Here is a 24,073-nt window from a genome sequence, read left to right on the forward strand (position 1 = left end):
TCATTCCTTTCTTGCATATGGGCAATATTTCGTTGGCCTCACAAATTCTGCATTCCTGTGCGTGACTACACCGAGTGCGCAATTTCTACCGATATTCCGCTTGAATTCATGACACGCGCTCCTGATTTTTATCTTTGCAGGCACCCATGCATACGCACAGCTGAATCTATCTTTTAATTCTTCAGCAAGGAGAACCAAGATGAACCAGGCATATGCTTTTACAAACACGCCATTAAAGGCATCGGACATGATCGACACAGACGTGGTCAGTCCGCAAGGCGACAGTCTCGGAGAGGTCAGGGAAGTCGTTATCGACCCCAATAGCGGCCGCGTCGCTTATGCCGTGATATCGTTCGGCGGTTTTCTCGGCGTAGGAGAAAAACTCTTCGCAATTCCTTTCAAGGCGCTCACATACAACTGGACCGAAAACGAATATGTTCTTGATATTCCCAAGGAACGATTGGAGGAGGCACCCGGATTCGACGAGGATGACTGGCCTACGATGTCCGAGCAGTGGAACCGCGATGTGCACAAGTATTACGAGCTTCCGCCGTATTGGGAATAGCCAAACTTCCGGTCACGCACCAGGAAAGCTGGATATAGAAAATATTTTTAAACCTGTGCTCTTGCAAGCCTTCCTCGGTGATTAAGGGCCATTCACAAAAAATACTTGCGACAAACCCGAAGTACTATCTTGTTGAGTGGCCTTGCGTTTCGGCCTCATTCGCTTTCGTGCTGGGTGGCGCGGTTGCCGTGCCGGCCGGGGAATGCGCTTCCGAGGCTTCGAGCGGCTGGGATGACGCCGGGATGATCGGCGACACATACGGCCCGGGGTCGGCGCAAGGCGCAGTGGTTTCCGGCTGCGGGACTGCCTTTCCAGCCGTCTTGAGGCGTTCGTGATATTTGGCGGCCGTCCGGTCCATCGCCAGGCAAAGCTGATAGGCGCCGACCTTGTTGGTCCATGCATTCTTTGCTGCAATTTCAGCGGCCTTTGCCTTGTCTTCCTTTGTCGGTGGCGGCAATTGCGCGAAAGCAGTCGGGGTGAACAGGATGACGATCAGGGCAGCAGCAAAACGCATGACAGCTCCTTCGCACGATTGATCTCGATCCGAGAATACTAGCTTATCGCTTTCCGGCGTTCTGTGGGAAAGCGCGCCTCTTCCCTATCAGCGATATCCGACGCTGTTCGCAAGCAATTGCGCATTGATGCTTTTCACCAGCCCCGGCCCCGACTGCACCATGCCCGTATAAACCTGCAGCAGCGCCGCGCCCGCATCCAGCCTTTCCTGCGCATCCCGGGCAGTATGTATGCCGCCCACCGAGATCACCGGTATCTCATCCCACAAGGCGTTCGCAAATCGTTCCAGTGCGGCAAGCCTTGCCGATTTATCGCCCTTGCCCTCTCCGCTCAATATCAAGCCGTCGAAACCGTGTTCGCGCACGCAATCGATCAAGTCTGCGGTATGGCCCCGCCCCTGATCGATTTTTACGGCTATCGGTACACGGCGCCCGTCCATCGAGGCCAGCGCCCACCGCTCACGCTTGATCGCGGAAAAAACAACGTGAAGCAGGGCACGGTTTTCAGGCAGGTGCAGGTCGGGGCCCGCGCGCACGCCGAGGTTGAGGGTGATGTAATCCGCATATCGCCATAGCTTTTGCAGGCAATCCAGATAATCCATGGGAATCTGCTTCAGCGGGGTTGCGCGATTCATGCTGATACTGACGCCCAGCGGGATCGGACGCGGTGCGCGATAGCTTGCCAGACGCTGCATGACCGCCATGAGCCCGGGGCTGCGGCCGGGCTCCGGGCGGGGAATGACCGATCCGATCTCGGCAAAGCCGAAACCCAGGCCGGGCAATGCGGGGTACAGTGTTCCGCGTTTGTCGAAACCGGCCGCCAGACCTACCGGCGAAGGAAACGACAAGCCCATGACGGTGCGGCGCAGCCCGGGCGGAGGCGATGCGGATTCAAATGCTCCCGCCATGCGGATGGATGCAGCGGCCAGCTTGCGTGCATAAGGCGCGCCGAATCTGCCCGCCAGCGTGGAGAACGTTTCATACATACGCGGCATGCTCCATTGCAAATACGTCCATGAAAGCCGCGAGCGCGACTACGCCTTCGTCCGGCATCGCGTTGTAGAGGCTGGCGCGAATGCCGCCGATCATCGAATGTCCCTTGAGGTTAATCAGCCCGCGTTTCGCCGCCTCTTCAAGGAATCGCGGCGTAAGCGACTCATCGGAGAGCGTGAAACAGACATTGACCCGCGAACGATGCTCGGACTCGACCGGGCAGCGGTAAAAGCCTTCGCTCTTTTCGATAGCCCGATAAACCAGCCGGCTGCGGCGCAGGCTGTTCTGCTCCATCGCGGCTATCCCGCCTTGCTCTTCCACCCAGCCGAACACCAGCTCGGCCAGGTAAATCGAAAACGTCACCGGTGTATTGAGCAACGAATTGGCGTCGTTCTGCATGCGGTAGTCGAATACCATTGGCGTGGCCGGACGCGCCCGCCCGAGCAAATCTTCGCGCACGATCACCACGGTAAAACCTGCCGGGCCGATATTCTTCTGCGAGCTGGCATAGATCACCCCATAGCGGCTGACATCCAGCGGGCGACTGAGAAAATCCGAGGTCATATCGACGACCAGCGGCACCTTGCCGGTCTCCGGCACATAATGAAACTGCACGCCGTTGGCGGTTTCGTTGCTGGTGTAGTGGCAATAGGCAGTTTTGGAATAGACCTGCAACTCATGCTGCATCGGCATGCGGTTGAAATCGCTGCCGCGGCTGCTGCCGGCGACATTCACCAGGCAGTAGCGGCGGCCCTCGGTAATGGCGCGGCGCGACCAGTGGCCCGTTTCCAGATAGTCGGCACGCCGGTTGTCGCCGAGCAGGTTCAGCGGCACCAATGAAAACTGCGCCGAAGCGCCGCCGTGCATGAAAAGGATGCGGTAGTTGTCGGGCACGTCGAGCAGTTTGCGCAACCTGTCCTGCGCGCGTTGCTGTATGGCCTTGAAGTCGTCGCCGGTAAACGGCATTTCAAGCAGCGAAAACCCGTGTCCCTTCCAGTCGAGGAATTCGCGCTGCGCCTGTTCCAGCACTTGGGCCGGCATCATGCCCGGACCGGCGGCGAAGTTGTAGACGCCGGACATCAGCCGAACAGCGCCGAGCCGTGCGAGCTAGCAGCCATGAAGAACAGCAGCGGGATCGACAGCATGGTGTTGGTGCGCGACGACAAGTGCGTGATGCGCGAGCAGCGCACGCGCTCCTCTACCGTCGCGGGGACGAAACCGAGCAGCTTTTGCTGGTGAGGCCAGAGCACCAGCCACAAATTGGCCAGCATCAGCGTGCCGATCCAGAAGCCGGTGCCGATCACCGCGAAATAGCCGTTGAGCGCGAGCGCATCCACCAGCCAGCCGCGCTGCCACAGCATCATCACGCCTGTCACCCAGGCGATGATAGAGGCATAGCGGAACGTGCCGTGTTCGCGGTTGAGTACGGCCATGAAGGCGCTGCTTTCCGTGCTGACCAGATCGTCCCGGGTCAAGGGACGATAAGTCGGCCGTTGCACCACGCTGGCGTAGTTGTGGCCGACCCAGATCAACGCGGCGATGAAATGCGCCCAGCGCATCGTGAAATCGAAGGCGTGTTCCATCTCACCCTCCGGTCACGAGCTGCCGTACGAGCAGATACAGCACCAGCGTCAGCAGCAGACCGCAGACGATGGTGCCGGTCGCGGTATCGAAAGGCACTTTCATCGCCCGACTCCCGCAGCCGCACCTGCCAGGCGCGGAATCAACGGCTTGGGCTCATGCGGCTTGCTGGCGCGGCTGATCGCCATCTCGATCACGTGATGGTGTGGCGACTTGGCGCAGGCCGGATCGGTGTTGGCCGCATCACCGGTCAAAAGGAAGGCCTGGCAGCGGCAGCCGCCGAAGTCTTTTTCCTTCTCGTCGCAGGTGCGGCAGGGTTCGGCCATCCACGTGTCGCCGCGAAATTTCTGGAACAGCGGCGATTCGTCCCACAGCCATTGCAGGCTGTGCTCGCGCACCGTGGGAAATTCCAGCCCCTCGATCACGCGCACTTCCTGGCACGGCAACGCCGCGCCATCGGGCGCGATGGTGAGGTGGATCGTGCCCCAGCCGTTCATGCAGGCCTTGGGGCGCGTCTCGAAGTAATCCGGGATCACAAAGTAAATCGTCATCTTGCCGCCGAGGCGTTCGCGCGCCCGGTTGACCGCGGCTTCGGCGCGCTCCAGCTGCTCGCGCGTCGGCAGCAGTTCGTCGCGATTGAGCAGCGCCCAGTTGTAATACTGGATGTTGGCGAATTCGAGGTAATCCACACCGATGTCTTCCGCCAGCGCGAGGATTTCCTCCACCTGGTCGATGTTCTGCCGGAACACCGGCACATTGAGCACCATGGGGAAACCTTCCGCCTTGATGCGCTTCGCCACCTCCAGCTTGAGATCGTGCGCGCGGGCACCGACCAATCTGTCGGTGAGTGCGCGCTCGGCGGATTGCAGGCTGAGCTGAATCTGCTTCAGCCCGACTTCTTTCAGTTTTTTCAGGCGTTCCGGTGTCAGGCCGACGCCCGAGGTAATCAGGTTGGTGTAGTAACCCAGGCGTTCGGCCTCTTCGACCAGTTCTTCGATATCGTCGCGCAGCATGGGCTCGCCGCCGGAGAATCCCAGTTGCAGCGCACCCAGCTCGCGGCCGTCGCGCAATACCTGTTTCCACTCCTCGGTACTGAGTTCCTTGTCCGCGTATGTGTCGAAATCCAGCGGGTTATTGCACCACACGCACTTGAGCGGGCAGCGATAAGTGAGCTCCAGCACCAGCCACATCGGCTTGCCCTGCCCGTCGAGGCTAACGACTTCTGATCCATCCTTTGGCATGTGCCGTCTCCAGAAATTTATTGATACCGGTTTCGATTTCACCCGCGCCGACGTCAACGAACAGCGCCTTCAATTCGTCCACCATGCCGGCTACCGTGGTCTCGCCGTTACAGCGCTTGAGGATTTCCGCCGCGCTGCCGTTCAGCTTGATCACGCCCTCGGGATACAGCAGCACATGCGCGTCCTGTGTTTTTTCCCAGCGCAACAGGAACATCGGGCTAAGCGCAGGCTTATCCTGGGGCTGGAAGGTCAATTGTTCAGACATGAGCGTTCTCCATGCGGGCGCGACACGGGGCCGCGCCCGGTATTGCTTAGCGTACGTAAACGTAGGCGGTGACTTCAAAACCCAGACGTACGTCGCAGAATGCCGGCTCGGACCATTTCATTGTTGCTCTCCTTTTAAATTGAAAATTGACCATCGTTGGCGAGAATCGCCATAACAGGTGCAATTCTCATCAACACGAAACGGCAACTGCCGAATTCGCAGCGTCACTATGCGCCATGGCGGGCAATCGCCGGATCAGGGAAATACTGATAGAGCGATACGAAAATCGCTGATTCTCTATTAAGTAAATTCATGTTTTTTGAATATCTTGGACTTTCTTGACATGGATCAATTAAATTTAAAATAAAACATGCTAATAGGCTGATAAATATAGTTATTTATTAATTACAACCATTGTAGTCGATTTGCTCTCTCCGCAATATAGGATATGATAGTCTTATTTTTAAGTCGCACAGCGCCGCACAGGAAATGACCCAGAAAAACATCGATGTCACGCTCGCACACCGGCTGAACAGCTATGGGCAGGATTTGCTCAAACGTTACGGCGAGCGCGTGCACAAGATTGCGCTGGACGCGGGGTTCACCTGTCCCAATCGCGACGGAACCAAGGGCACCGGCGGCTGTACGTTCTGTAATAACGTGTCGTTCAGCCCGGCGGCGGATACGCGGCAAGCCGTCGTCGAGCAGATCGCACAGGCCAAGGCCAGGATTCACCGCCGCACGCGGGCCGATAAATTCATCGCCTACTTCCAGGCCTATACCAATACTTATGCCGATGTCGCTGAACTGGAAACCATGTACCGCGACGCGCTCCAACAGCCCGGCATCATCGGCATTTCGGTCGGCACCCGGCCGGATTGCGTATCGGCCGAAGTGCTGGATCTGCTCAACCGCTTGCGTGGCGAAGGCCACGAGGTGTGGCTGGAGCTGGGATTGCAATCCGCCTTCGACGAATCGCTGGAGCGCGTGAACCGGGGCCATACCTTCGCCGAATACCGCACCACGGCAATCGCGGCCCGGCAGCATGGCATTCCGCTGTGCACGCATCTCATCATCGGCCTGCCGGGCGAAACCGAACGGCATTACCACGCCACGCTGGATGCGGTGCTGGATGTCGGCGTTGACGGCCTCAAGCTGCATCCGCTGCACGTGGTCAAGCACACCATGCTCGCCTACCAGTGGCGGCGCGGCGGCTACCAGCCGCTCACCAAGACGGACTATATCCGCATCGCCGCCGACCTGATCGAGCGCACGCCGCAAGACGTGATTTTTCATCGCGTCACCGCCACCGCCTCGCGCGACATTCTGCTGGCGCCGATGTGGTGCGCGGAAAAATGGAACGTGCTGAACGGCATCGAGCAGGAGCTTCGCCGACGCGGCACCCGGCAAGGCAGCCGGACAGGATTGTCTTTTGAAATGATCGAGGAATTACATGTCGCTTGAACTGGTCTGTCCTGCCGGCAACCTGCCGGCCCTGAAAACCGCGATCGACCACGGCGCGGACGCCGTCTACATGGGCTTTCGCGACAACACGAACGCGCGCGCCTTTCCCGGTCTCAATTTCGACTTTGCGGCGGCACAGGAAGGCGTGCGCTACGCCCACGCCAAGGGCAAAAAAATACTGCTCGCGCTGAACACCTTTCCGCAAACCGCGACCTGGTCGCGCTGGCAGCAGGCAGTAGATATGGCGGCCGAAGTCGGCGTGGATGCCGTCATCCTGGCCGACCCCGGCCTGATGCGTTATGCCAGCCGCACCTGGCCGCAACTCCGTTTGCATCTCTCGGTGCAAGGCTCGGCCACCAATTACGAGGCCATCAACTATTACCACGAGCATTTCGGCATCCAGCGTGCGGTGCTGCCGCGGGTGCTGTCGCTGGCGCAAGTAGAACAAGTGGTGAAACACACGCCGGTGGAAATCGAGCTGTTCGGCTTCGGCGGGTTGTGCGTGATGGTGGAAGGTCGCTGCGTGCTGTCTTCCTATGCCACCGGCGAATCGCCGAACACCGCCGGGGTATGTTCGCCGGCCAAGGCGGTGCGCTGGGAACAAACGGGCAATGGACTGGAGTCGCGCCTCAACAATGTGCTGCTGGACCGCTACGAAGCCAATGAAAAAGCCGGTTACCCGACGCTATGCAAGGGCCGTTTCGAAGTGGAGGACGAAACCTATTACGCGATCGAGGAACCGACCAGCCTGAATACGCTGGAATTGCTGCCGGAAATGATCGCCATGGGTATCGCCGCCATCAAGATCGAAGGCCGCCAGCGCAGCCCGGCTTACGTGGAGCAAGTCACCCGGGTCTGGCGCACGGCAATCGACGCCGCCCGGCGGAATGCCGAAACCTATGCCGTGCAGCCCATCTGGGCCGCGCAGCTCGGCAAGCTGTCCGAAGGGCAGCAGCACACGCTGGGTGCCTATCACCGGCCATGGAAATAAGGATAGTCATGAAACTCTCACTCGGACCTCTCCTCTACTACTGGCCGCGCGACACGATGCTGGACTTTTACGCCCAGGCCGCGCGCTGGCCGGTGGATATCGTCTACCTCGGCGAAACCGTGTGTTCGCGCAGGCACGAGTTTCGCACCGACGACTGGCTGAAAACCGCGGAAATGCTCGCCGATGCGGGCAAGGAAGTAGTGCTCTCGACTCAGGCGCTGATCGAATCGGAATCCGACCTGAAAATGCTGCGACGCCTCGCCGACAATGGGCGCTTTCTTATCGAAGCCAACGACATGGGCGCAGTCGGGCTGATGGCCGGGCGGCCGTTCGTCGCCGGGCCGCACATCAATACCTACAACCCGCAAACACTGCAAATCCTTGCCGAAGCCGGTGCCGCGCGCTGGGTCATGCCGCTGGAAATGTCGCGCGACATGCTGGCGGAACTGCTGGCGCAAGATACCAGCGGCCTCGAAACCGAAGTTTTCGCCTATGGCCGCATGCCGCTGGCATTTTCTGCACGCTGCTTCACTGCGCGCCGCCATAATCTGCCCAAGGACAACTGCCAGTTCCGCTGCATCGAAAACCCCTACGGCATGACGCTGAAAACACGCGAAGGCCAGTCTTTCCTCGCGCTCAACGGCACGCAGACCCAATCCGCCAGCGTCTACAGCCTGCTCGCGGCACTCGAAAGCATGTCTGGATTGGTCGACGTGTTGCGCATCAGCCCGCAGCCCGACAATACCGGCGAGGTGGTGGCGCTGTTCCGCGCCGCACTGGACGGCGCTTCGGCGCCGCAGCAGGCCGCGCATGAACTTGCGCCGCTTCTGCCCGAACCCCCTTGCGACGGCTACTGGCACGGCCGGGCCGGCATCGAACAGACCGTCGCTTATTAAGGCGTGTTCACACTAAAGGAAATGACCATGCAACTGCCCATCTTTCATTTTCCCGCGCCGCTCGCCGCCGTGGTGTCGCGCCTGCCAACCTTGCCGCCTTCCTTCGTGCTGGCACGCATCCTCAACCTGGCGCTGCGGCGCTCCATCGACCGGCAGGATTTCCTGCCGCTCCATGGCAAGCGGATCGCGATACGCGTCAGCGACATCGGCGTCACATGCCATTTCACGGTGGGCGACGACGGGTTTCAGGCCATCGCGGACACGGAGCAGCCGGACCTTGCCATCGCCGCGACCGCGCATGATTTTTACCTGCTCGCATCGCGGCAGGAAGACCCGGACGCGCTGTTCTTCAGCCGCCGCCTGCTGGTCGAAGGCAATACCGAGCTGGGGCTGATCGCCAAGAACACGCTGGATGGACTGAATCTGCCCGAATGGCTGCAGGCATTGTTGTCGCCCGGAAGCCTGCTGGCCAGGTTGCGGCTGTAATCAGCACGCGTTGCGGCATTGCAGACCCTCTTCCCCTATTTTTTGATCCAGATCAAGGAAACAACGTTAATCCATATTCATAATTGTTTCACACAGAACAACAAGACGCAGATTTCGCTGCGATGCAATGAGGAGATGTTTTTTGGGTACCAGTCAGCTGGAAACCGGCAGAAATCTATTCTTTACAGAGTCTTGCTCAAGGATAGTCCTTGAGCTGATAGTGAAGCATCGGAAAGGAGTGATGATGGCACAACGCCAGGAGTACAAAAACCTGCCGCTCGTGTATTCCTGCTCCGGCTGTTCGAGCGCCGCGCAAACCGCCAATTACATCGCGCTCAAGCTGGATCGCGACGGCGAAGCCGAGATGTCCTGCATTTCAGGTGTGGGCGGCAATGTTCCGCATCTCGTCAATATTGCCCGCTCCGGCCGTCCGATCGTCGCGCTGGATGGCTGCCCGCTTGCCTGTACGCTACATTGCCTCGAGCAGCGCGGAATTTCGGCCGACTATCATCTGCTCCTGCATGAACAGGGCGTTAAGAAAAAATATCACGCGGATTTCGATCGCGAACAGGCCGACCGCATAGCGGATAAAGTGGCCATCGAGGCGCGTCGTTTACGAGGCGAAAATCCGCCGGAAATGCCCGACGCGCCGCCGAAGAAAATCAAATCCCAGTAAAAAAGGATATTTCCGACCTAATCATCCTATTTCTTGACCTTGATCAAGAAATCCTCCTATTCTGGCTGCTACAATGCCTCACGGTGCGACAAACGGTCGCATATTCGACCAAGAGTCAATGCATAGGAGAAGACAATGGACACCCGCGAACAGGACATTAACAACAACCAGCCGCATGTGCAGGATGAGAGCCGAAGGAAGTTCCTGGGCACGACGGCCATGGCCACGATTGCCGGCGCCGGCATGGCAATGGGCCTTGCAGCTTGCAAGAAATCCGACCCTGCCGCACCTGCTGGCACCGCCGCTGAAGCGCATGGCGATGCCAGCCGCTCGGTTGCCCCGGGGGAATTCGAAATTCACCCCGGCAAGCTCGACGAATACTATATTTTCTCCAGCGCCGGACACAATGGTGAGATGCGCATTTACGGCCTGCCCTCCGGCCGCACCTTGAAGCGCATCCCCGTATTTAATATCGACCCGATGGTAGGCTGGGGCATCACCAACGAGTCAAAGAAGGTCATTGGCACCAAGCCCGACGGCAGCCTCAAGTACATGACCGGCGACACGCATCACGTGCACGGTTCCTACAAAGATGGCACCTACGATGGCAAATATTTGTGGACCAACGATAAGCTCAATTCCCGCATCGCGCGCATCCGCATGGATCACATGGAGTGCGACAAGATCACGGAGCTCCCCAACGTGCAGGGCTTCCACGGCATTTTCCCGGATAAGTGCGACCCGGTCGATCCCAATATCAACTACACAACGCGTGTGTTCTGCGGTGCAGAGTTCCATATTCCTCAAGTCAATGATGGTCGTGACGTAGACGATCCTAGCAAGTGGTACGCCCTGTTTACCTGTGTCGATGCAGAAAGTATGGAAGTGCGCTGGCAGGTCAAGCTCGACGGCAACATGGAACTACTTGCCAGCTCCTACGACGGTAAACTTGCAGCCGCTACCCAGTACAATACCGAGGGGGGTGCAGTGCTGGCCGATATGATGTCTGCTGAGCATGACGCTTGCGTTTTTCTTAACATTGAACGCATCGAGTCCGCCGTCAAGGCCGGAAAAAGCTTCACTATCGGCGATTCCAAGGTGCCCGTTGTGGATGGTACCAAGGCGGCCAACCAGGATCCCAAGACTGCACTCACCTGCTACGTCCCGGTGCCGAAGAACCCGCACGGCGTGAACCTGTCCCCGGACGGCAAGTATTTTGTCTGCTCCGGCAAGCTGTCGCCGACCGCCACCGTGATCGCCACCGAGCTGGTGCACAAGTACTTTGCCGGCGAACTGAAGAATCCGCGCGACGCCGTGGTCGCCGAGCCGGAAATTGGCCTGGGTCCGCTGCACACCGCCTTCGACGGCAAGGGCAACGCCTACACTTCGCTGTTCCTCGATAGCCAGATCGTGAAATGGAACGTGGACGCATCGATTGCGCACTTCAAGGGCGACAAGAATGCCAAGCCAGTGCTGGATCGCATCGACGTACACTATCAGCCCGGCCACACCTACGCCTCCATGGGCGAGACCAAGGAAGCCGACGGCAAGTACCTCAACGCCGGCAACAAGTTCTCCAAGGACCGCTTCCTGCCGGTCGGCCCGCTGCACGTCGAGACCGAGCAACTGATCGACATCCGCGGCGACAAGATGCGCCTGATCCACGACCATACCGCGTATCCGGAACCGCATGATGCGATCATCGTCCGCGCCGACGTGGTCAAAACCAAGCAGATCTACAACATGGACGACTTCCCCAATGCGGTTAAATCGTTCGGTGACAGCCGCGTCGAGCGCCACGGCAAGAAGGTGAACGTGTACATGACCTCGCAGGCCCCGAACTACAGCCTGCAGGAAATCCGCGTCAAGCTGGGCGACGAGGTCACCATCACGCTGACCAACCATGACAAGGTGGAAGACTTGGCCCACGGATTCGGCCTCGAAAAACATAACATCAACTTCATCGTCAACCCGCAGGAGACGCACTCGGTCACCTTCGTAGCGGACAAGCCGGGCCTCTTCTGGTTCTACTGCACGCACTTCTGCCACGCACTGCACCTGGAAATGCGCAGCCGTTTCATTGTCGAGAAGTAATCGTAATTCCCTAGAGCGGCAATGGGGCGGGCCGCCAGGCCAGCCCCTTTTTTTTCGGGAGTCGCTCCAGCTCAAGGACTATAATCATGCACTACGACCATATCATCCAGCGGAGTTACAGCATGGTTCAGCGGCTGCATGAAAATGGGCCAGATCGTCCCTCCAGGGCAATGACGCAGGTGTTCGCAGTGCTGCTGTTCGGCTTCGCGCTCTTCCTTTCCGGCCTGGCCCTGGCGGATTCCGACGAAGGCGACAAGCCTGAACACCATGAGACCAGGCACGCGGGCTCCTACGAAGCTCCGCTGCCGGTCGAGCTTTCCACCGACCCGGATCTGTGCGCCTACGCCCCTTGCGAAGACGCCTTCCCCGGCGCCGAAAGCTTTTCGCTGCGCAAGGGCCGCCCATCCTACGTCGAAGCCTATGCGGACGATGACGGCAAGAAACTGCTGGGCTACGTGTTCCTCTCTACCGACATCGTCGACATCCCCGCCTATTCCGGCAAGCCGGTGGTTACGCTGATCGGCATGGACACTCTGGGCAAGATCGTTGGCATCCGCATCCTCAAGCACAGCGAACCCATCCTGCTGGTGGGCATCCCCGAAAGAGAACTCACCAAGTTCATCAAGCAGTTCCTCGGCAAGAACGCCGCAGACAAGATCGAGATCGGCAAGGCACGGGCCGAGGGCGGCTACATCGGCATCGACGCGATCAGCGGCGCCACCGTGACGGTAATTGCGGAAAACCAGGTGGTGATGCGCAGCGCACTGGAAGTCGCCAAGCAGGTCGGCATCATCAAGTCCAAGCCGCGCCCGCAGGCCGACTTCACTCCTGCCACGGGAAAGAAAAGCTGGGACGCGTTGCTGGATGAAGGCAGTTTGCAGCGCCTCACCATCTCCGCCGAAGATGTCGGCATCGAGGGCAACGGCCAGCCGTACCTCGATGCGTATTTCGGTTACCTGAATGCTCCTGACATCGGCCGCAGCATCCTCGGAGACCGTGTCTACGAGCGCCTGATGGGCGAACTCAAGCCCAACGAGCATGCAATCTTCATCGTCGCCAACGGCAGCGCCTCGTTCAAGGGCTCCGGCTTCGTGCGCGGCGGCATTTATGACCGCGTGCAGGTGTCGCAGGACATGGACACCTTCACCTTCCGCGACACCGACTATCTCAACCTGTACAACGTCGAGGCCGCAGGGGCACCGTCCTACAACGAATCCGCGATCTTCATCATACGCAGCCCGAGCTTCAGCGCGGCTTACCCCTGGAGCCTGGTGTTCCTTGGCAACAAGATCGACAAACAGACCGGCAACAAGACCTTCGCCAACTTCGACCATGAATACTGGACGCCCGAGCACATGCTGCAAGGCGGCCGTCCGGAAGTAATCAAGCCGGACCCGACCTGGCTCAAGATCTGGAAGGATAAAAAAGTCGGCATCGTGCTGTTCACGCTGCTGCTGGTCATCACCGCCCTCGTGCACGTGTTCCGCGACCACCTGGTACGGCGCGCCAATCACAAGGACAAGCGCTGGGTGTCGATCCCCAAGTACGCCATCTGGATCATCAGCATCGGCGTACTCGGCTTCGGGCTGATGGCACAGCCCAGCGTCACCCACATTCTCACCTGGGTCCATTCGCTGCTCTTCCAGTGGAAATGGGAGTTGTTCCTGTCCGATCCGTACATCTTCGTGTTCTGGTGGTTCATCATCATCACCGTCTTCATCTGGGGCCGTGGGCTGTTCTGCGGCTGGCTCTGCCCTTACGGCTCGATGTCGGAACTGCTGTACAAGATCACCAGTGCCACGCCGCTCCGCCGCTTCCAGTTCATGCTGCCAAAAACGCTGCACGACAAGCTGAAATGGCTGAAATACGCGATCTTCCTCACGCTGCTGGCAACATCGTTCTATTCGATGGGCATCGCAGAGAAAATGGCCGAAGTGGAGCCGTTCAAGACTACCTTCCTGGTCGGCGTATGGAACCGTTCATGGCCATTCGTCGCCTTCTGGCTGGCGCTGTTCGGGCTGTCGATGTTCACCGAACGGCCGTTCTGCAAGTACCTGTGCCCGCTGGGCGCCGGGCTGGCGATTCCCAGCCAGTTCCGCGGCATCGCGCTGAAGCGCAAATCGGAATGCACCAGTTGCCACGCCTGCGCCGCCGGCTGCGGCTCGCTGGCCATCGACGAAAAAGGCAAGATCGACCAGCGCGAATGCCTGCTGTGCCTCGACTGCATGGTGATGTATTACGACGACCACGCCTGCCCGCCGCTTTCCAAGGAACGCAAGCAACGTGCAAAGAACGGCCTGCCGCTGACGCCCATCAACGCGCAGGGCTATTTCATCCCGGTGGAAAGCATCGGCCGCCCGCCGAAAAAGGAAGCCAAACCGGCATGAGACATCCGGCCATCAGCTTCGGCCTGTCGGCAGCGTTGGCGGCGAATATCGCCTGCGCCGCAGAGTTAACGGTGCAGCCGGGGCAGTCGATTGCCACGTCCATTGCCGACGCGGTACCGGGCGATACAATATTGGTCGAGCGCGGCCACTACCGCGAGCGCCTGCTGATCGACAAGCCGCTGACGCTCAAAGGGGTGAACCGTCCAACGCTGGACGGCGGCAATGAGGGCGACGTGATCCGCATCAAATCGCCGGACGTGATCATCGAAGGCTTCATCGTGCGCAACAGCGGGCACAACCTCACCAAACAAAATGCCGGCATCTATCTCGAACCCGGCAGCGACCGCGCAGTGATTCGCAACAACGTGATCAACTACACGCTGTTCGGCCTGTGGATTGAAAAAGTGAAAAACGTGCAGGTGATCGCCAACAACATCACCGGCATGCGCGGCCTCGCCTCGGCCCAGCGCGGCAACGGCATCCAGCTCTACAATTCGCAGCATGCAGCCATCATCGACAATCACGTCAGCTTCACCCGCGACGGGATCTACGTCGACGTTTCCGACCATGCACTGTTTCGCGGCAACCGCCTGCACCACCTGCGCTACGGCACGCACTACATGAACTCCAACTTCAACGTGTGGGAGAACAACCAGAGCTTCAAGAATCGCGGCGGGCTGGCGCTGATGGAAGTGCGCAACCAGACCGTGCGCAACAACCAGGCCTGGGATAACTCCGACCACGGCATCATGCTGCGCACCATCCAGGACTCGGTGGTTGAAAACAACGTCGTCGCCGGCAACAGCCGCGGCTTTTTCATTTACGATGCCGAATACAACACATTGCGTAATAACCTGGTGATCGGCAATCGCGTGGGCATGCATGTATGGGCAGGCTCGATCAACAACACAGTCGAAGGCAACGACCTGATCCACAACCGCGAACAGATTCGCTACGTCGCCAGCCGCGATGAGCAATGGGGCGGCAAGACCGGCAACTACTGGAGCAATTACCTGGGCTGGGACCGTGACGGCGACGGCACGGGCGACATAGCCTACGAGGCCAGCGATATCGTGGACCGCCTCACCTGGAAATATCCGGCGGTCAAGCTGCTGCTGAACAGCCCCGCGGTGCAAACGCTGCGCATGGTGGCGCGGCAATTTCCGCTGCTGCGCGCGACCAGCATCGTCGATCAACATCCGCGCATGCGGCCGTTTCATTCGGACTGGAGGCCTTGGCTTGCCAAACAACGTCATTGAAATCCGCCACGTCTCACGCCACTTCGGCCCCGTGCACGCGGTCAACGGCGTCAGCCTGGATATTTTCGAAGGCGAGACCGTCGGCCTCATCGGTCATAACGGCGCCGGCAAGAGCACGCTGTTCAAGATGATGCTGGGCTTGATTCCGCCCTCTGCCGGCAGCATCCGCATCCACGGCACGCCGGTACATGGCAGCGCCTTCCGCGAGTTGCGTCGGGCCATCGGCTACCTGCCGGAGAATCTCGCCTTCTACGACAATCTCACCGGGTTGGAAACGCTGCAGTTTTTCGCTTCGCTCAAGGGCTGCGACCGCGACTCATGCCCTGCCCTCCTGAAAAAAGTCGGGCTCGGCCATGCCAGCCACCGGCGCGTGGACGGCTACTCCAAGGGCATGCGTCAGCGGCTGGGGTTCGCCCAGGCACTGCTCGGCAGCCCGCGCATCCTGTTCCTCGACGAGCCGACCAACGGCCTCGACCCGGAAGGCATACGCGAGTTCTACCAGATGCTGAACGAGCTCAATCAGACAGGCGTCACGGTGGTGATCACCTCGCACATCCTCTCCGAAATCCAGGAACGCGTGCAGCGTCTCGCGGTAATGAAATCCGGCAAGCTGCATGCGCTGGGCACGGTGCAGGAACTGCGCGAAGGCGTGAACCTGCCGCTCACCATCCGGCTGCGGCTGCAATGCACACCGCAGGCATTGAAAGAAGCATTGAACGGTACCGTCATCGAGTCGATGGACACGCAGGACGACACCACCGTCATCCGCTGCCAGCGCGCCCATAAAATGGAACTCCTGCGCCGCATCAATACGCTGGGCGAAAACGTCCACGACATCGTGGTGCGCGAACCGTCGCTGGAAGACGTGTTTCTCGGATATGCAAAGCCATGATCGAATTCGCACAGATTCGCACCATCGCCGCCAAGGAATTCCGCGACCGCATCCGCAATCGCTGGGTGATCGCCGTGGCCGCCATCTTCACGCTGTTCGCGCTCGCCATTACCTACTTCGGCGCGGCGCAGCAGGGCGAAGTAGGCTTCCGCAACATCGAGTTCACCATCGCCAGCCTGGTCAGCCTGGTCATCTACCTGATCCCGCTAATCGCGCTGATCCTGGGCTATGACGCCATCGTCGGCGAGCGCGAACGCGGCTCGCTCGATCTGCTGCTCTCCATGCCGATTACACGGCTGGAACTGCTGCTGGGCAAGTTTGCCGGCCTGTCGCTGGCGCTCGCCTCGTCCACGCTGGCCGGTTTCGGGTTGGTCGGGCTGTTGCTCGCCCGCCAGACGGACAGCACTGCGCTGTATCACTACGCCGGCTTCATGCTGAGCGCGATCCTGCTCGGCATGGTGTTTCTCAGCCTCGCGGTGATGGTGTCGGTGATCGCAAAGGACCGCGCCCGTGCCAGCGGCGCCGCGATCGCGGTGTGGTTCCTGTTCGTGCTGGTTTACGATCTGGGCCTGCTCGGCGTGCTGGTGCTGTCCGGCGGCACATTCGGCGAAGCGCTGTTTCCCGTCCTGCTGCTGCTCAATCCGGCGGACATTTTCCGCCTGCTCAATATCTTCAACATGCAAGACCTGAAGAATTTCTACGGACTGGCCACGGTGTTCCCGGCCAGCCTGTCCAACCCCTGGCTACTCGGGAGCATGATGGTCGGCTGGATTATCGCGCCCCTCGCCGTTGCTCAATGGAGATTCAAATGACGTTTACCCGCCTTGCCCTCGCGCTTTCCCTGGCCGCCGCGCTGGCCGCCTGCAGCAAACCCGAAGCCGCCGTCCAGCCGCTCGTCATCCAGACCGGCACGGCCTGCTCAATGGACGGCATGATCCTCGCCGATTTTCCCGGCCCCAAGGGGCAGATTCACTATGCGAGCGGCGAGCCGGATTTCTTCTGCGACACGACGGAAATGTTCTCCATCTACCTGCAGCCGGAACAGCAGAAGCGCATCACCGGCATCTTCACCCAGGACATGGCAAAAGCGGACTGGGAAAAGCCCGAAGACAACTGGATCGATGCAAAAAAGGCATGGTTCGTGGTTGGCAGCAACAAAAATGGTTCGATGGGCCCGACCATCGCCACGTTTGCCGAGCAGCAGGCAGCAACAGGCTTTGCCGGCCAGTATGGCGGAAAAGTGCTGAAATTCGAGGAAGTCACGCCTGAAATGGTGGATCTCACCGGCGGCGCGGGACACGACGAACACATGTAAGCCATCGGCCGCGCGCTCAGGGCGATTGCATCTGTAGCGCGCGACTCAGCCGACGGATTCCGGTCGCCAGTTCGCCCTGGTCCAGGCTGCCGTAACCGAGCCGGATTGCCGGAATGGAGCGGCCGGGGTCGGAAAACTCCGCGCCGGACAGGATGCGCACGTTCAGGCTCGCTGCGTCGCGTACCAGCCGGTCGATATCGTAGCGTTCGTCGAGGCGCAGCCACAGGGCGAGCCCGCCATCCGGCGGGTCGAATGTCACCGCGCGCCCCAGTTCTTTCGCGACCAGCTCGCCCGCGACAACCCTGCGTTCGCTATAAGTCTTCAGCGTACGGCGGACATGGCGCCGCACCTCACCCGAACTCAGCAGCTCCGCTGCCGCCAGTTCGGTCACGGCATTGCCCTGACGGTCGATCAGCATGATCTCCGACGCGCAGCAGTCGATGACCCTGGCCGGCGCGATCAGGTAGCCCACGCGCAAGCCCGGCGCCAGCACCTTGGAAAGCGAACCCACATAGATCACCCGCCCCCAGCGGTCCAGGCTGGCGAGCGGCATGACAGGATGATGCGAGAAATGAAACTCGTGGTCGTAATCGTCCTCGATGATCGCAAAATCGTATTGCTCGGCGAGCATCAGGAGCTTGAGCCGGCGATCCGCCGACATCATCACGGTGGTAGGAAACTGATGGTGCGGCGTCACATAGATGGCGCGGATACGCTGCCGGCGGCAGATGTCCTCCAATTCATCCACCCGCAGTCCCTGGGCATCCTGGCCGACACTCAACACCTGGGCGCCACACGCCCGGAACGCCTCCCTGGCCGGCGGATAGCTCAGTTCTTCCATGACCACGGCGTCGCCCTGTCTCGCCAGTAGGCGCGCGGCGAGGAATATGCCCATCTGGCTGCCGCGCACCGTACAGACATTCTGCAGACTTGCGTTCAACCCGCGTTCCATATTGACCATGGACACGATGGCCTCGCGCAGCGCCGGCGTGCCACGCGGATCGCCGTAGCCCAGCCGGTTGGCGCGCGCGGAGACGATCAGCGCGTGGCGAAAGGCGCGCGAGATGATTTCGTAGGGAATGAGCCGGGTGTCGGGAACACCGTCACCGAAATCGAGCATGTCGCGCGCCTGCGGCACATCGGCGGGCATTTCCGCGCCATAGAGGGTGTAACGGGGCGCCTCGCTCCTGGCTGCCGGCGGGGCTGAAACCGGAAAAACCTCGTCCAGCGCAGGAATGGCCGAAGACACGAAGGTGCCGCGCTTGCCCTCGGCCGACAACCAGCCTTGCGCCACCAGTTCGTCATAAGCCAGCACAACGGTCTTGCGGTTGATGCCGAGATCCTCCGCCAATTCGCGCGTGCCGGGCAGCGCTGTGCCGGGCACCAGTCTTCCTCGCTGTATTTCCTCGATGACGCGCTGTGCGATCTGCAGGTAGATCGCCGTGCCGGCATCGCGCCGGATGTCTACCTTGAGTTTCCATGGACGCAGCATAGCCCTCCCTGATCTGGCCCTTGATGCGGATGGCCTAACTTAACACAGCGACCCGGACTCAACGCCCTGGACCATCCATTTTTTCAAATCAGGAGGATTTTGGCCGGACTCGACTTGGATACAGTGGCTTCGCTTGCTGGAGAAGCATGCCTCGGGATCGGGCCAACGATACGGGACGGCGCCTCCGTCATGTGTCCGGCCTCCGGAGGCATGCAGGCACCAGGGAGTGACTCACGCATTGCGAGAGCCGGTTCGGAAGTCGATGCGGAGTCATGCTCACAGGCAGTCAAACACTATGGAGAAACGAGATGAACATGAAAAAAAGGGATCTGATCATTGGGCTTGCCGCAGGCTTGACCCTCGCTGCCCCGATGGCGGCGACAGCGGCGCCAGACCAGGAAAAAGCGATGGCCGATGCCAATAACTGGGCTCACCCGCGCGGCCAGCATAACAACCAGGCCTACAGCAAGCTGTCGCAAGTCAACAAGGGCAACATCAAGAACCTGAAGATGGCATGGACCTTCGCTACAGGCGTCAATCGCGGCCATGAAGGTTCCCCGGTCGTTGTCGGCAACATGTTGTATGTGCACACCGCGTTTCCGAACAACGTGTACGCGCTGGATCTGAACGACAACCAGAAGATCGTCTGGTCCTATTTCCCGAAACAGGATCCGTCCGTTCAGGCAGTTCTGTGCTGCGACAACGTGAGCCGCGGTCTGGGCTTCGGCGACGGCAAGATTCTCCTGACGCAAAACGACGGCACGCTGGTCGCTCTGGACGCGAAGACCGGCGCCAAGGTTTGGGATGTCAAGGTTGTCGATCCGAAAATCGGCGCCACGACCACCACGGCTTCGCATGTGATCAAGGACAAGGTGCTGATCGGCTGCTCCGGTGCCGAATTCGGCGTTCGCTGCTACATGTCCGCCTACAACCTCAAGGACGGTTCGCTGGCATGGCGCGCATACGGCACCGGCCCGGATAGCGATGTGCTAATCGGCAAGGATTTCAACAAGGATAATCCTCACTACAGCGCACTGTCCGTCTATCAGGACGTCAACGGCGGCAACAAGGAAGGCGGCTCCTTCAAGGCCTTGTCCAAGGAGCAGCTGAAATATCCGGAAACCGACCTGGGCGTGAAGACCTGGCTCAAGCCGCAAGCGGTCAAGGACGGCTGGCAGCACGGCGGTGGCTCCATCTGGGGCTGGTGGCCGTACGATCCTAAGTCCAATCTTGTCTACTACGGTACCGGCAACCCGTCCGTATGGAACCCGGACGTGCGTCCTGGCGACAACAAGTGGTCCATGACCATTTTCGCGCGTGACGTGGACACCGGTATCGCCAAGTGGGGTTATCAAATGACTCCGCACGACGAGTGGGACTATGACGGCATCAATGAAGTGATCCTGTTCGACAAGGGTGGCAAGAAATACGCCTGGCACCATGACCGCAACGGTTTCGCCTATACCTTTGAAGCCGATACCGGATCGCTGGTCGTGGCCGAGAAAGTGCACCCCTTCGTCAACTGGGCTACCCACGTCGACCTGAAATCCGGCGTGCCGCACAAGGACGGCAAGTACTCCACCCATCAGGATTACAACGCCAAGGGTATCTGCCCGGCCGCCCTGGGGACCAAGGATCAGCAGCCTGCCGCCTACTCCCCCAAGACCGGCCTGATGTACTCGCCGCTCAACCATGTCTGCATGACCTACGAACCGGTTGAGTCCAAGTACGTTGCCGGCCAACCGTGGGTGGGTGCGACCCTGACCATGTTTGCGGGTCCGGATGGCGTGATGGGCGGTTTTGCCGCTTACGACCCGATGACCGGCAAGAGTGTCTGGTACAACAAGGAGAAGTTCTCCGCATGGGGCGGCGCTCTGGCCACCGCTTCCGACCTGGTGTTCTACGGCACCCTGGACCGTTGGTTCAAGGCTGTTGACGCGAAGAACGGTAAGGAACTGTGGAAGTTCCAAGTGGGTTCCGGTGTGATCGGCAATGCCTTCACCTACGGCCACAAGGGTAAGCAATACGTTGGCGTGCTGTCCGGTATCGGCGGCTGGGCTGGCGTGGCGATGAACCTGGGCCTGACCACTGACACCGATGCACTCGGTGCCGCTGGCGGTTACAAGGAACTGACCAAGTACAACGCTGCTCCTGGCGGCGGTGCACTGAACGTGTTCGCCCTGTAAGAAGTATGTAGCAACCGCCCGGCCGGCCGCATGCCGAGTCGATCGGCCGGGCACTCAGGCTCCATGTTGAATCTCCATGCTCGGAGGTTTGACCCTCACCCTCTCCTTCACAGGAGGGGGTTTTTTCTTGGGAGTATTTTCAAATGCATCCACCAGAAAATTACAGTCAATATCTGGCCTTCGAAAAACCTCACGACACTTTTACCGCATCATGAAACTGGGCACCGTTAACACCGTACTTATCGGGCAGGCAGCACCTTATACAAGAGCTGGCAGCTGCAGCGCGATCAACAAGAAAGCTGTCGCGGGAACAGTGACGATTCATCATGCGGGCCTCGACGGCGACGAGCAAGGCGACCGTCGCGTTCATGGCGGCCCGGATAAAGCCGTCCACGTTTACCCCATCGAGCATTATAGTTATTGGCGCAGCCAACTGGGCGCGATGCCCTTGCTGAAAACTCCCGGGGCTTTCGGCGAAAACCTCAGCACGGAAGGCGTGACCGAAAACGGCTTATGTCTTGGCGATCAGCTACGGATAGGCAGCGTCTTATTTGAGATTTCTCAGTCTCGCCAGCCGTGCTGGAAGCTGAATGACCGCTTCGGTGTATGCGATATGGCACTGCGCGTACAGAAAAGCTTGCGTACCGGCTTTTATTGCCGGGTGCTGGAATCAGGAACCCTGGCTGCGGGCGATAAAATAACGCTCATTGCCCGGCCGTATCCCGAATGGACACTGTGGCGTTTGATGGAACTGCTTTATTACAAGACGCTTGATTTTCCTTCCTTGAAGCATGCTCTGGAGTTGCCGCTGACTCCGCCCTGGCGAAAGCTCATCGAGAATCGCTTAGCAAGCGGCCAGGTCGAGGATTGGGGCAAACGCATGAATGGGCCTTCCGGCGATCATGCATAAACAGTACCGCATCAATGTCTGGAAGAACAAACGTCTCTGGTGCCGCATCGATGTCGACAGCCCATGGGCGCATGAGGCTATCCAGGACCTCCTATTCCGCTTTTCCCCTGAAAAAGGATATTGTTCGGAATTGCTCGTGGCGACCGAAGATCGGCGCATTTTTGAAAGCGGCCCGGATGGCGTCCGTTTGCTGGCGTGCGAGCCCATCTACGAGCCCGTCATTCTTACGGATAATGAACATGGACCAGCAAAATAGTCCGGCCATGGCTGAGGCAGACTGAGGTGCCCACCTGAAATGGTGGACCTCATGGATGGCGCGGACATGACGAACACGTAACCAATCGACCGCGCGCTGGCAGAATCCGGATCGTTGCCGCTATCCGACAAGCATCCCGCCAAGCGGCGTCCGCGGTACACCCATATCATGCTTCAATGCATCCCCTGAAGCGCCGGACGCGCTATACTGAACAGCCATGGAGTATCAGTTTCATTCATTCCAGGCGCTTTTTGAACAACTTGGGCTCGACAGCAGCCCCGAGCAGGTTCGCCTGTTCCTGGAAACCCATGCCCCGCTCCCGCATGCTCTCGCGCTGCATGACGCGCCGTTCTGGACTCCTTCGCAAGCCAGCTTCCTGCGCGAGGCAGTGCAGGATGACAGCGACTGGGCCGAGATAGTGGATGCGTTGAATGCGGCGCTGCATGTGGCGCCTGGATGACATGCAAAAGTCCGCTCGGACTTCATAAAAAACGGCCACCGGAGTGGCCATTTTTTATGGGCCCCGGCTTTAATCCAGCCAGGGTTTTTGAGGATCGTTCCCTTTATAACCTGAACGCAGCCAGCCAATGATCTGAAGAATATCGTCCGTCGGCATCAGTTCAGGGTTGCCGCCCACCTGCTGATGCCAGGCCGGCATTCCTGCATCGGAACCACCCGCAATGATTTCGAACATGCCCTTGTCGTTCACGATCCTGGCATATTGCCAGGTATCGTCCAGGATGCTCGGGCCGGTTTGACCGCCTCCATTGCCGCCATGGCATTGGGTGCAGGACCAGAACCCGAATTTCTTCTTGCCGGCCTTGGCCTTTTCAGGGTTGGCCACATACAGTTTGGTATAAGGGTTGATGCACGTCTTCAGGAAGTGCTTCGCCTCCGGCGTATCGCTCTCAGTCGGCTTGACCTCGAACGGCTGGTTGCCTCCTCTGACCGACTCGAATTTACATTCCGCACCTGCTTCGAGCGGCATGATGCCTGCGCCTGCGAGCAGCGATACAAATAACGTCTTCTTGCCGACTGTCATCTTGCTTTTCATAACACCTCCCCGGTCGAGTATTGTTTCATTCCATGCATTTGCTGCCTTGCCCACCACTTCACAATGAATTTCGCTACGGTCGCGGGCGTATTCAAATCCAGTACAGGGCGTGAAGTCACGACCGGAAGATCGCTGGCAACGGCAATGATGTGCGCGTCGGTGGATGCCAGCAACGACTTGCCAAGGCTAGGGCGAAACACTTCGATCTTGGGAATCGGCGCATGCCGGAATCCTTCCACCAGCACCAGGTCGGCGAGCGTGGGATCGAGGTGCCTGACCATTTCCATCAGCCGGATATCCGATGGATCGTTTTTCTGCTCCGTCATCAGTACCCAGCGATTCTCGGAGCTCAGCAGCACCTGCCCCGCACCGGCTGCGCGCAGGCGATGGCTATCCTTGCCGGGGCGGTCGAGATCGAATTCCGCGTGCGTCTGCTTGATGATGGAGACTTTCACTCCATATTCAGCGAGTGCCGGCAACATGGCTTCAATCAGTGTGGTTTTGCCCATTCCGCTGGCCTGAGCGCAGATTCCGATTACAGGAATATTGAACATACAG

Annotated in this window: 26 protein-coding genes; 16 read left to right on the forward strand and 10 right to left on the reverse strand. The window is 59.4% G+C overall.

Features of this window, described 5'->3' with window-relative positions; all coding sequences use genetic code 11:
• Window positions 1-247 precede the first annotated feature (247 nt).
• Complete coding sequence (locus tag A7976_RS03300) at window positions 248-565, forward strand: PRC-barrel domain-containing protein (protein ID WP_205633432.1); 318 nt, start codon at window positions 248-250, stop codon at window positions 563-565.
• A 124-nt stretch (window positions 566-689) separates the two neighbouring features.
• On the opposite strand, the gene A7976_RS03305 is transcribed toward A7976_RS03300, so the two are convergent.
• From A7976_RS03305 to pqqA, 7 genes are all read right to left on the reverse strand, one after another.
• Window positions 690-1,079, reverse strand: a complete 390-nt coding sequence (locus A7976_RS03305) for a hypothetical protein (RefSeq protein WP_067106801.1) — start codon at window positions 1,077-1,079, stop codon at window positions 690-692.
• An 87-nt stretch (window positions 1,080-1,166) separates the two neighbouring features.
• Window positions 1,167-2,063, reverse strand: a complete 897-nt coding sequence (locus A7976_RS03310; RefSeq protein ID WP_067106803.1) for a dihydroorotate dehydrogenase 2 — start codon at window positions 2,061-2,063, stop codon at window positions 1,167-1,169.
• Window positions 2,056-3,150 (reverse strand): 3-phosphoserine/phosphohydroxythreonine transaminase, encoded by a 1,095-nt coding sequence (gene serC, locus A7976_RS03315; protein ID WP_067106806.1) that lies wholly within the window; start codon window positions 3,148-3,150, stop codon window positions 2,056-2,058. Before serC ends, A7976_RS03310 begins: the two co-directional genes overlap by 8 nt.
• A complete protein-coding gene (locus A7976_RS03320) occupies window positions 3,150-3,653 on the reverse strand; it encodes a urate hydroxylase PuuD (RefSeq protein WP_067106809.1) in 504 nt (167 codons plus the stop codon). Before A7976_RS03320 ends, serC begins: the two co-directional genes overlap by 1 nt.
• Window positions 3,654-3,752: 99 nt before the next feature.
• A complete protein-coding gene (gene pqqE / locus A7976_RS03325) occupies window positions 3,753-4,892 on the reverse strand; it encodes a pyrroloquinoline quinone biosynthesis protein PqqE (RefSeq protein ID WP_067106811.1) in 1,140 nt (379 codons plus the stop codon).
• The gene (gene pqqD, locus A7976_RS03330) at window positions 4,864-5,157 is read right to left on the reverse strand and encodes a pyrroloquinoline quinone biosynthesis peptide chaperone PqqD (protein WP_067106815.1); all 294 of its coding nucleotides are present in this window, start codon (window positions 5,155-5,157) and stop codon (window positions 4,864-4,866) included. The genes pqqE and pqqD overlap by 29 nt, the downstream gene beginning before the upstream one ends.
• Before the next feature lie 46 nt (window positions 5,158-5,203).
• Window positions 5,204-5,311, reverse strand: a complete 108-nt coding sequence (gene pqqA / locus A7976_RS15470; protein WP_082877952.1) for a pyrroloquinoline quinone precursor peptide PqqA — start codon at window positions 5,309-5,311, stop codon at window positions 5,204-5,206.
• Window positions 5,312-5,646: 335 nt separating this feature from the next.
• Between pqqA and A7976_RS03335 the strand changes: the two genes are divergently transcribed.
• The 11 genes from A7976_RS03335 (at window position 5,647) to A7976_RS03385 (ending at window position 17,617) form a co-directional block, all read left to right on the forward strand.
• Window positions 5,647-6,621, forward strand: a complete 975-nt coding sequence (locus tag A7976_RS03335) for a TIGR01212 family radical SAM protein (RefSeq protein ID WP_067106818.1) — start codon at window positions 5,647-5,649, stop codon at window positions 6,619-6,621.
• Window positions 6,611-7,612, forward strand: coding sequence for a peptidase U32 family protein (locus tag A7976_RS03340; protein ID WP_067106821.1), 1,002 nt, complete (start codon window positions 6,611-6,613; stop codon window positions 7,610-7,612). Before A7976_RS03335 ends, A7976_RS03340 begins: the two co-directional genes overlap by 11 nt.
• A gap of 8 nt (window positions 7,613-7,620) precedes the next feature.
• The gene (locus A7976_RS03345) at window positions 7,621-8,508 is read left to right on the forward strand and encodes a U32 family peptidase (protein ID WP_067106824.1); all 888 of its coding nucleotides are present in this window, start codon (window positions 7,621-7,623) and stop codon (window positions 8,506-8,508) included.
• 27 nt (window positions 8,509-8,535) lie between these two features.
• Complete coding sequence (locus A7976_RS03350; protein ID WP_067106826.1) at window positions 8,536-8,994, forward strand: SCP2 domain-containing protein; 459 nt, start codon at window positions 8,536-8,538, stop codon at window positions 8,992-8,994.
• Window positions 8,995-9,238: 244 nt separating this feature from the next.
• Window positions 9,239-9,670: a putative zinc-binding protein gene (locus tag A7976_RS03355; protein ID WP_067106829.1), complete on the forward strand. Its 432-nt coding sequence runs from the start codon at window positions 9,239-9,241 to the stop codon at window positions 9,668-9,670.
• A gap of 135 nt (window positions 9,671-9,805) precedes the next feature.
• Window positions 9,806-11,764, forward strand: coding sequence for a TAT-dependent nitrous-oxide reductase (gene nosZ / locus A7976_RS03360; RefSeq protein ID WP_067106832.1), 1,959 nt, complete (start codon window positions 9,806-9,808; stop codon window positions 11,762-11,764).
• Window positions 11,765-11,850: 86 nt separating this feature from the next.
• On the forward strand, window positions 11,851-14,151 hold the full coding sequence (locus A7976_RS03365; RefSeq protein ID WP_240483774.1) for a 4Fe-4S binding protein: 2,301 nt from the start codon (window positions 11,851-11,853) through the stop codon (window positions 14,149-14,151).
• The gene (locus A7976_RS03370) at window positions 14,148-15,410 is read left to right on the forward strand and encodes a nitrous oxide reductase family maturation protein NosD (RefSeq protein ID WP_067106835.1); all 1,263 of its coding nucleotides are present in this window, start codon (window positions 14,148-14,150) and stop codon (window positions 15,408-15,410) included. Before A7976_RS03365 ends, A7976_RS03370 begins: the two co-directional genes overlap by 4 nt.
• A complete protein-coding gene (locus tag A7976_RS03375) occupies window positions 15,391-16,302 on the forward strand; it encodes an ABC transporter ATP-binding protein (protein ID WP_082877954.1) in 912 nt (303 codons plus the stop codon). Before A7976_RS03370 ends, A7976_RS03375 begins: the two co-directional genes overlap by 20 nt.
• Complete coding sequence (locus A7976_RS03380) at window positions 16,299-17,114, forward strand: ABC transporter permease (protein ID WP_240483775.1); 816 nt, start codon at window positions 16,299-16,301, stop codon at window positions 17,112-17,114. The genes A7976_RS03375 and A7976_RS03380 overlap by 4 nt, the downstream gene beginning before the upstream one ends.
• A complete protein-coding gene (locus A7976_RS03385) occupies window positions 17,111-17,617 on the forward strand; it encodes a nitrous oxide reductase accessory protein NosL (protein WP_067106840.1) in 507 nt (168 codons plus the stop codon). The genes A7976_RS03380 and A7976_RS03385 overlap by 4 nt, the downstream gene beginning before the upstream one ends.
• 16 nt (window positions 17,618-17,633) lie before the next feature.
• Here the strand turns inward: A7976_RS03385 and A7976_RS03390 are convergent, their stop codons facing one another.
• Window positions 17,634-19,109, reverse strand: a complete 1,476-nt coding sequence (locus A7976_RS03390; protein WP_067106843.1) for a PLP-dependent aminotransferase family protein — start codon at window positions 19,107-19,109, stop codon at window positions 17,634-17,636.
• A 314-nt stretch (window positions 19,110-19,423) separates the two neighbouring features.
• On the opposite strand from A7976_RS03390, the gene A7976_RS03395 reads away from it, so the two are divergent.
• From A7976_RS03395 to A7976_RS03410, 4 genes are all read left to right on the forward strand, one after another.
• Entirely contained in the window at window positions 19,424-21,295 is a 1,872-nt protein-coding gene (locus A7976_RS03395; protein WP_371440599.1) for a methanol/ethanol family PQQ-dependent dehydrogenase, read from the forward strand.
• 211 nt (window positions 21,296-21,506) lie between these two features.
• Entirely contained in the window at window positions 21,507-22,205 is a 699-nt protein-coding gene (locus A7976_RS03400) for an MOSC domain-containing protein (RefSeq protein WP_067106847.1), read from the forward strand.
• A complete protein-coding gene (locus A7976_RS03405) occupies window positions 22,198-22,461 on the forward strand; it encodes a hypothetical protein (RefSeq protein WP_067107385.1) in 264 nt (87 codons plus the stop codon). The genes A7976_RS03400 and A7976_RS03405 overlap by 8 nt, the downstream gene beginning before the upstream one ends.
• Window positions 22,462-22,678: 217 nt before the next feature.
• Window positions 22,679-22,921 (forward strand): DUF2789 domain-containing protein, encoded by a 243-nt coding sequence (locus A7976_RS03410; protein ID WP_067106851.1) that lies wholly within the window; start codon window positions 22,679-22,681, stop codon window positions 22,919-22,921.
• A gap of 69 nt (window positions 22,922-22,990) precedes the next feature.
• Here A7976_RS03410 and A7976_RS03415 read toward each other — a convergent pair whose 3' ends face one another.
• A complete protein-coding gene (locus tag A7976_RS03415) occupies window positions 22,991-23,515 on the reverse strand; it encodes a c-type cytochrome (protein ID WP_067106854.1) in 525 nt (174 codons plus the stop codon).
• A complete protein-coding gene (mobB, locus tag A7976_RS03420; protein WP_067106857.1) occupies window positions 23,512-24,069 on the reverse strand; it encodes a molybdopterin-guanine dinucleotide biosynthesis protein B in 558 nt (185 codons plus the stop codon). The genes A7976_RS03415 and mobB overlap by 4 nt, the downstream gene beginning before the upstream one ends.
• Between the last annotated feature and the right edge of the window lie 4 nt (window positions 24,070-24,073).

Origin of the sequence: Methylobacillus sp. MM3 (genome assembly GCF_001645185.1) — a bacterium.
In the GTDB taxonomy this organism is placed as follows: domain Bacteria; phylum Pseudomonadota; class Gammaproteobacteria; order Burkholderiales; family Methylophilaceae; genus MM2.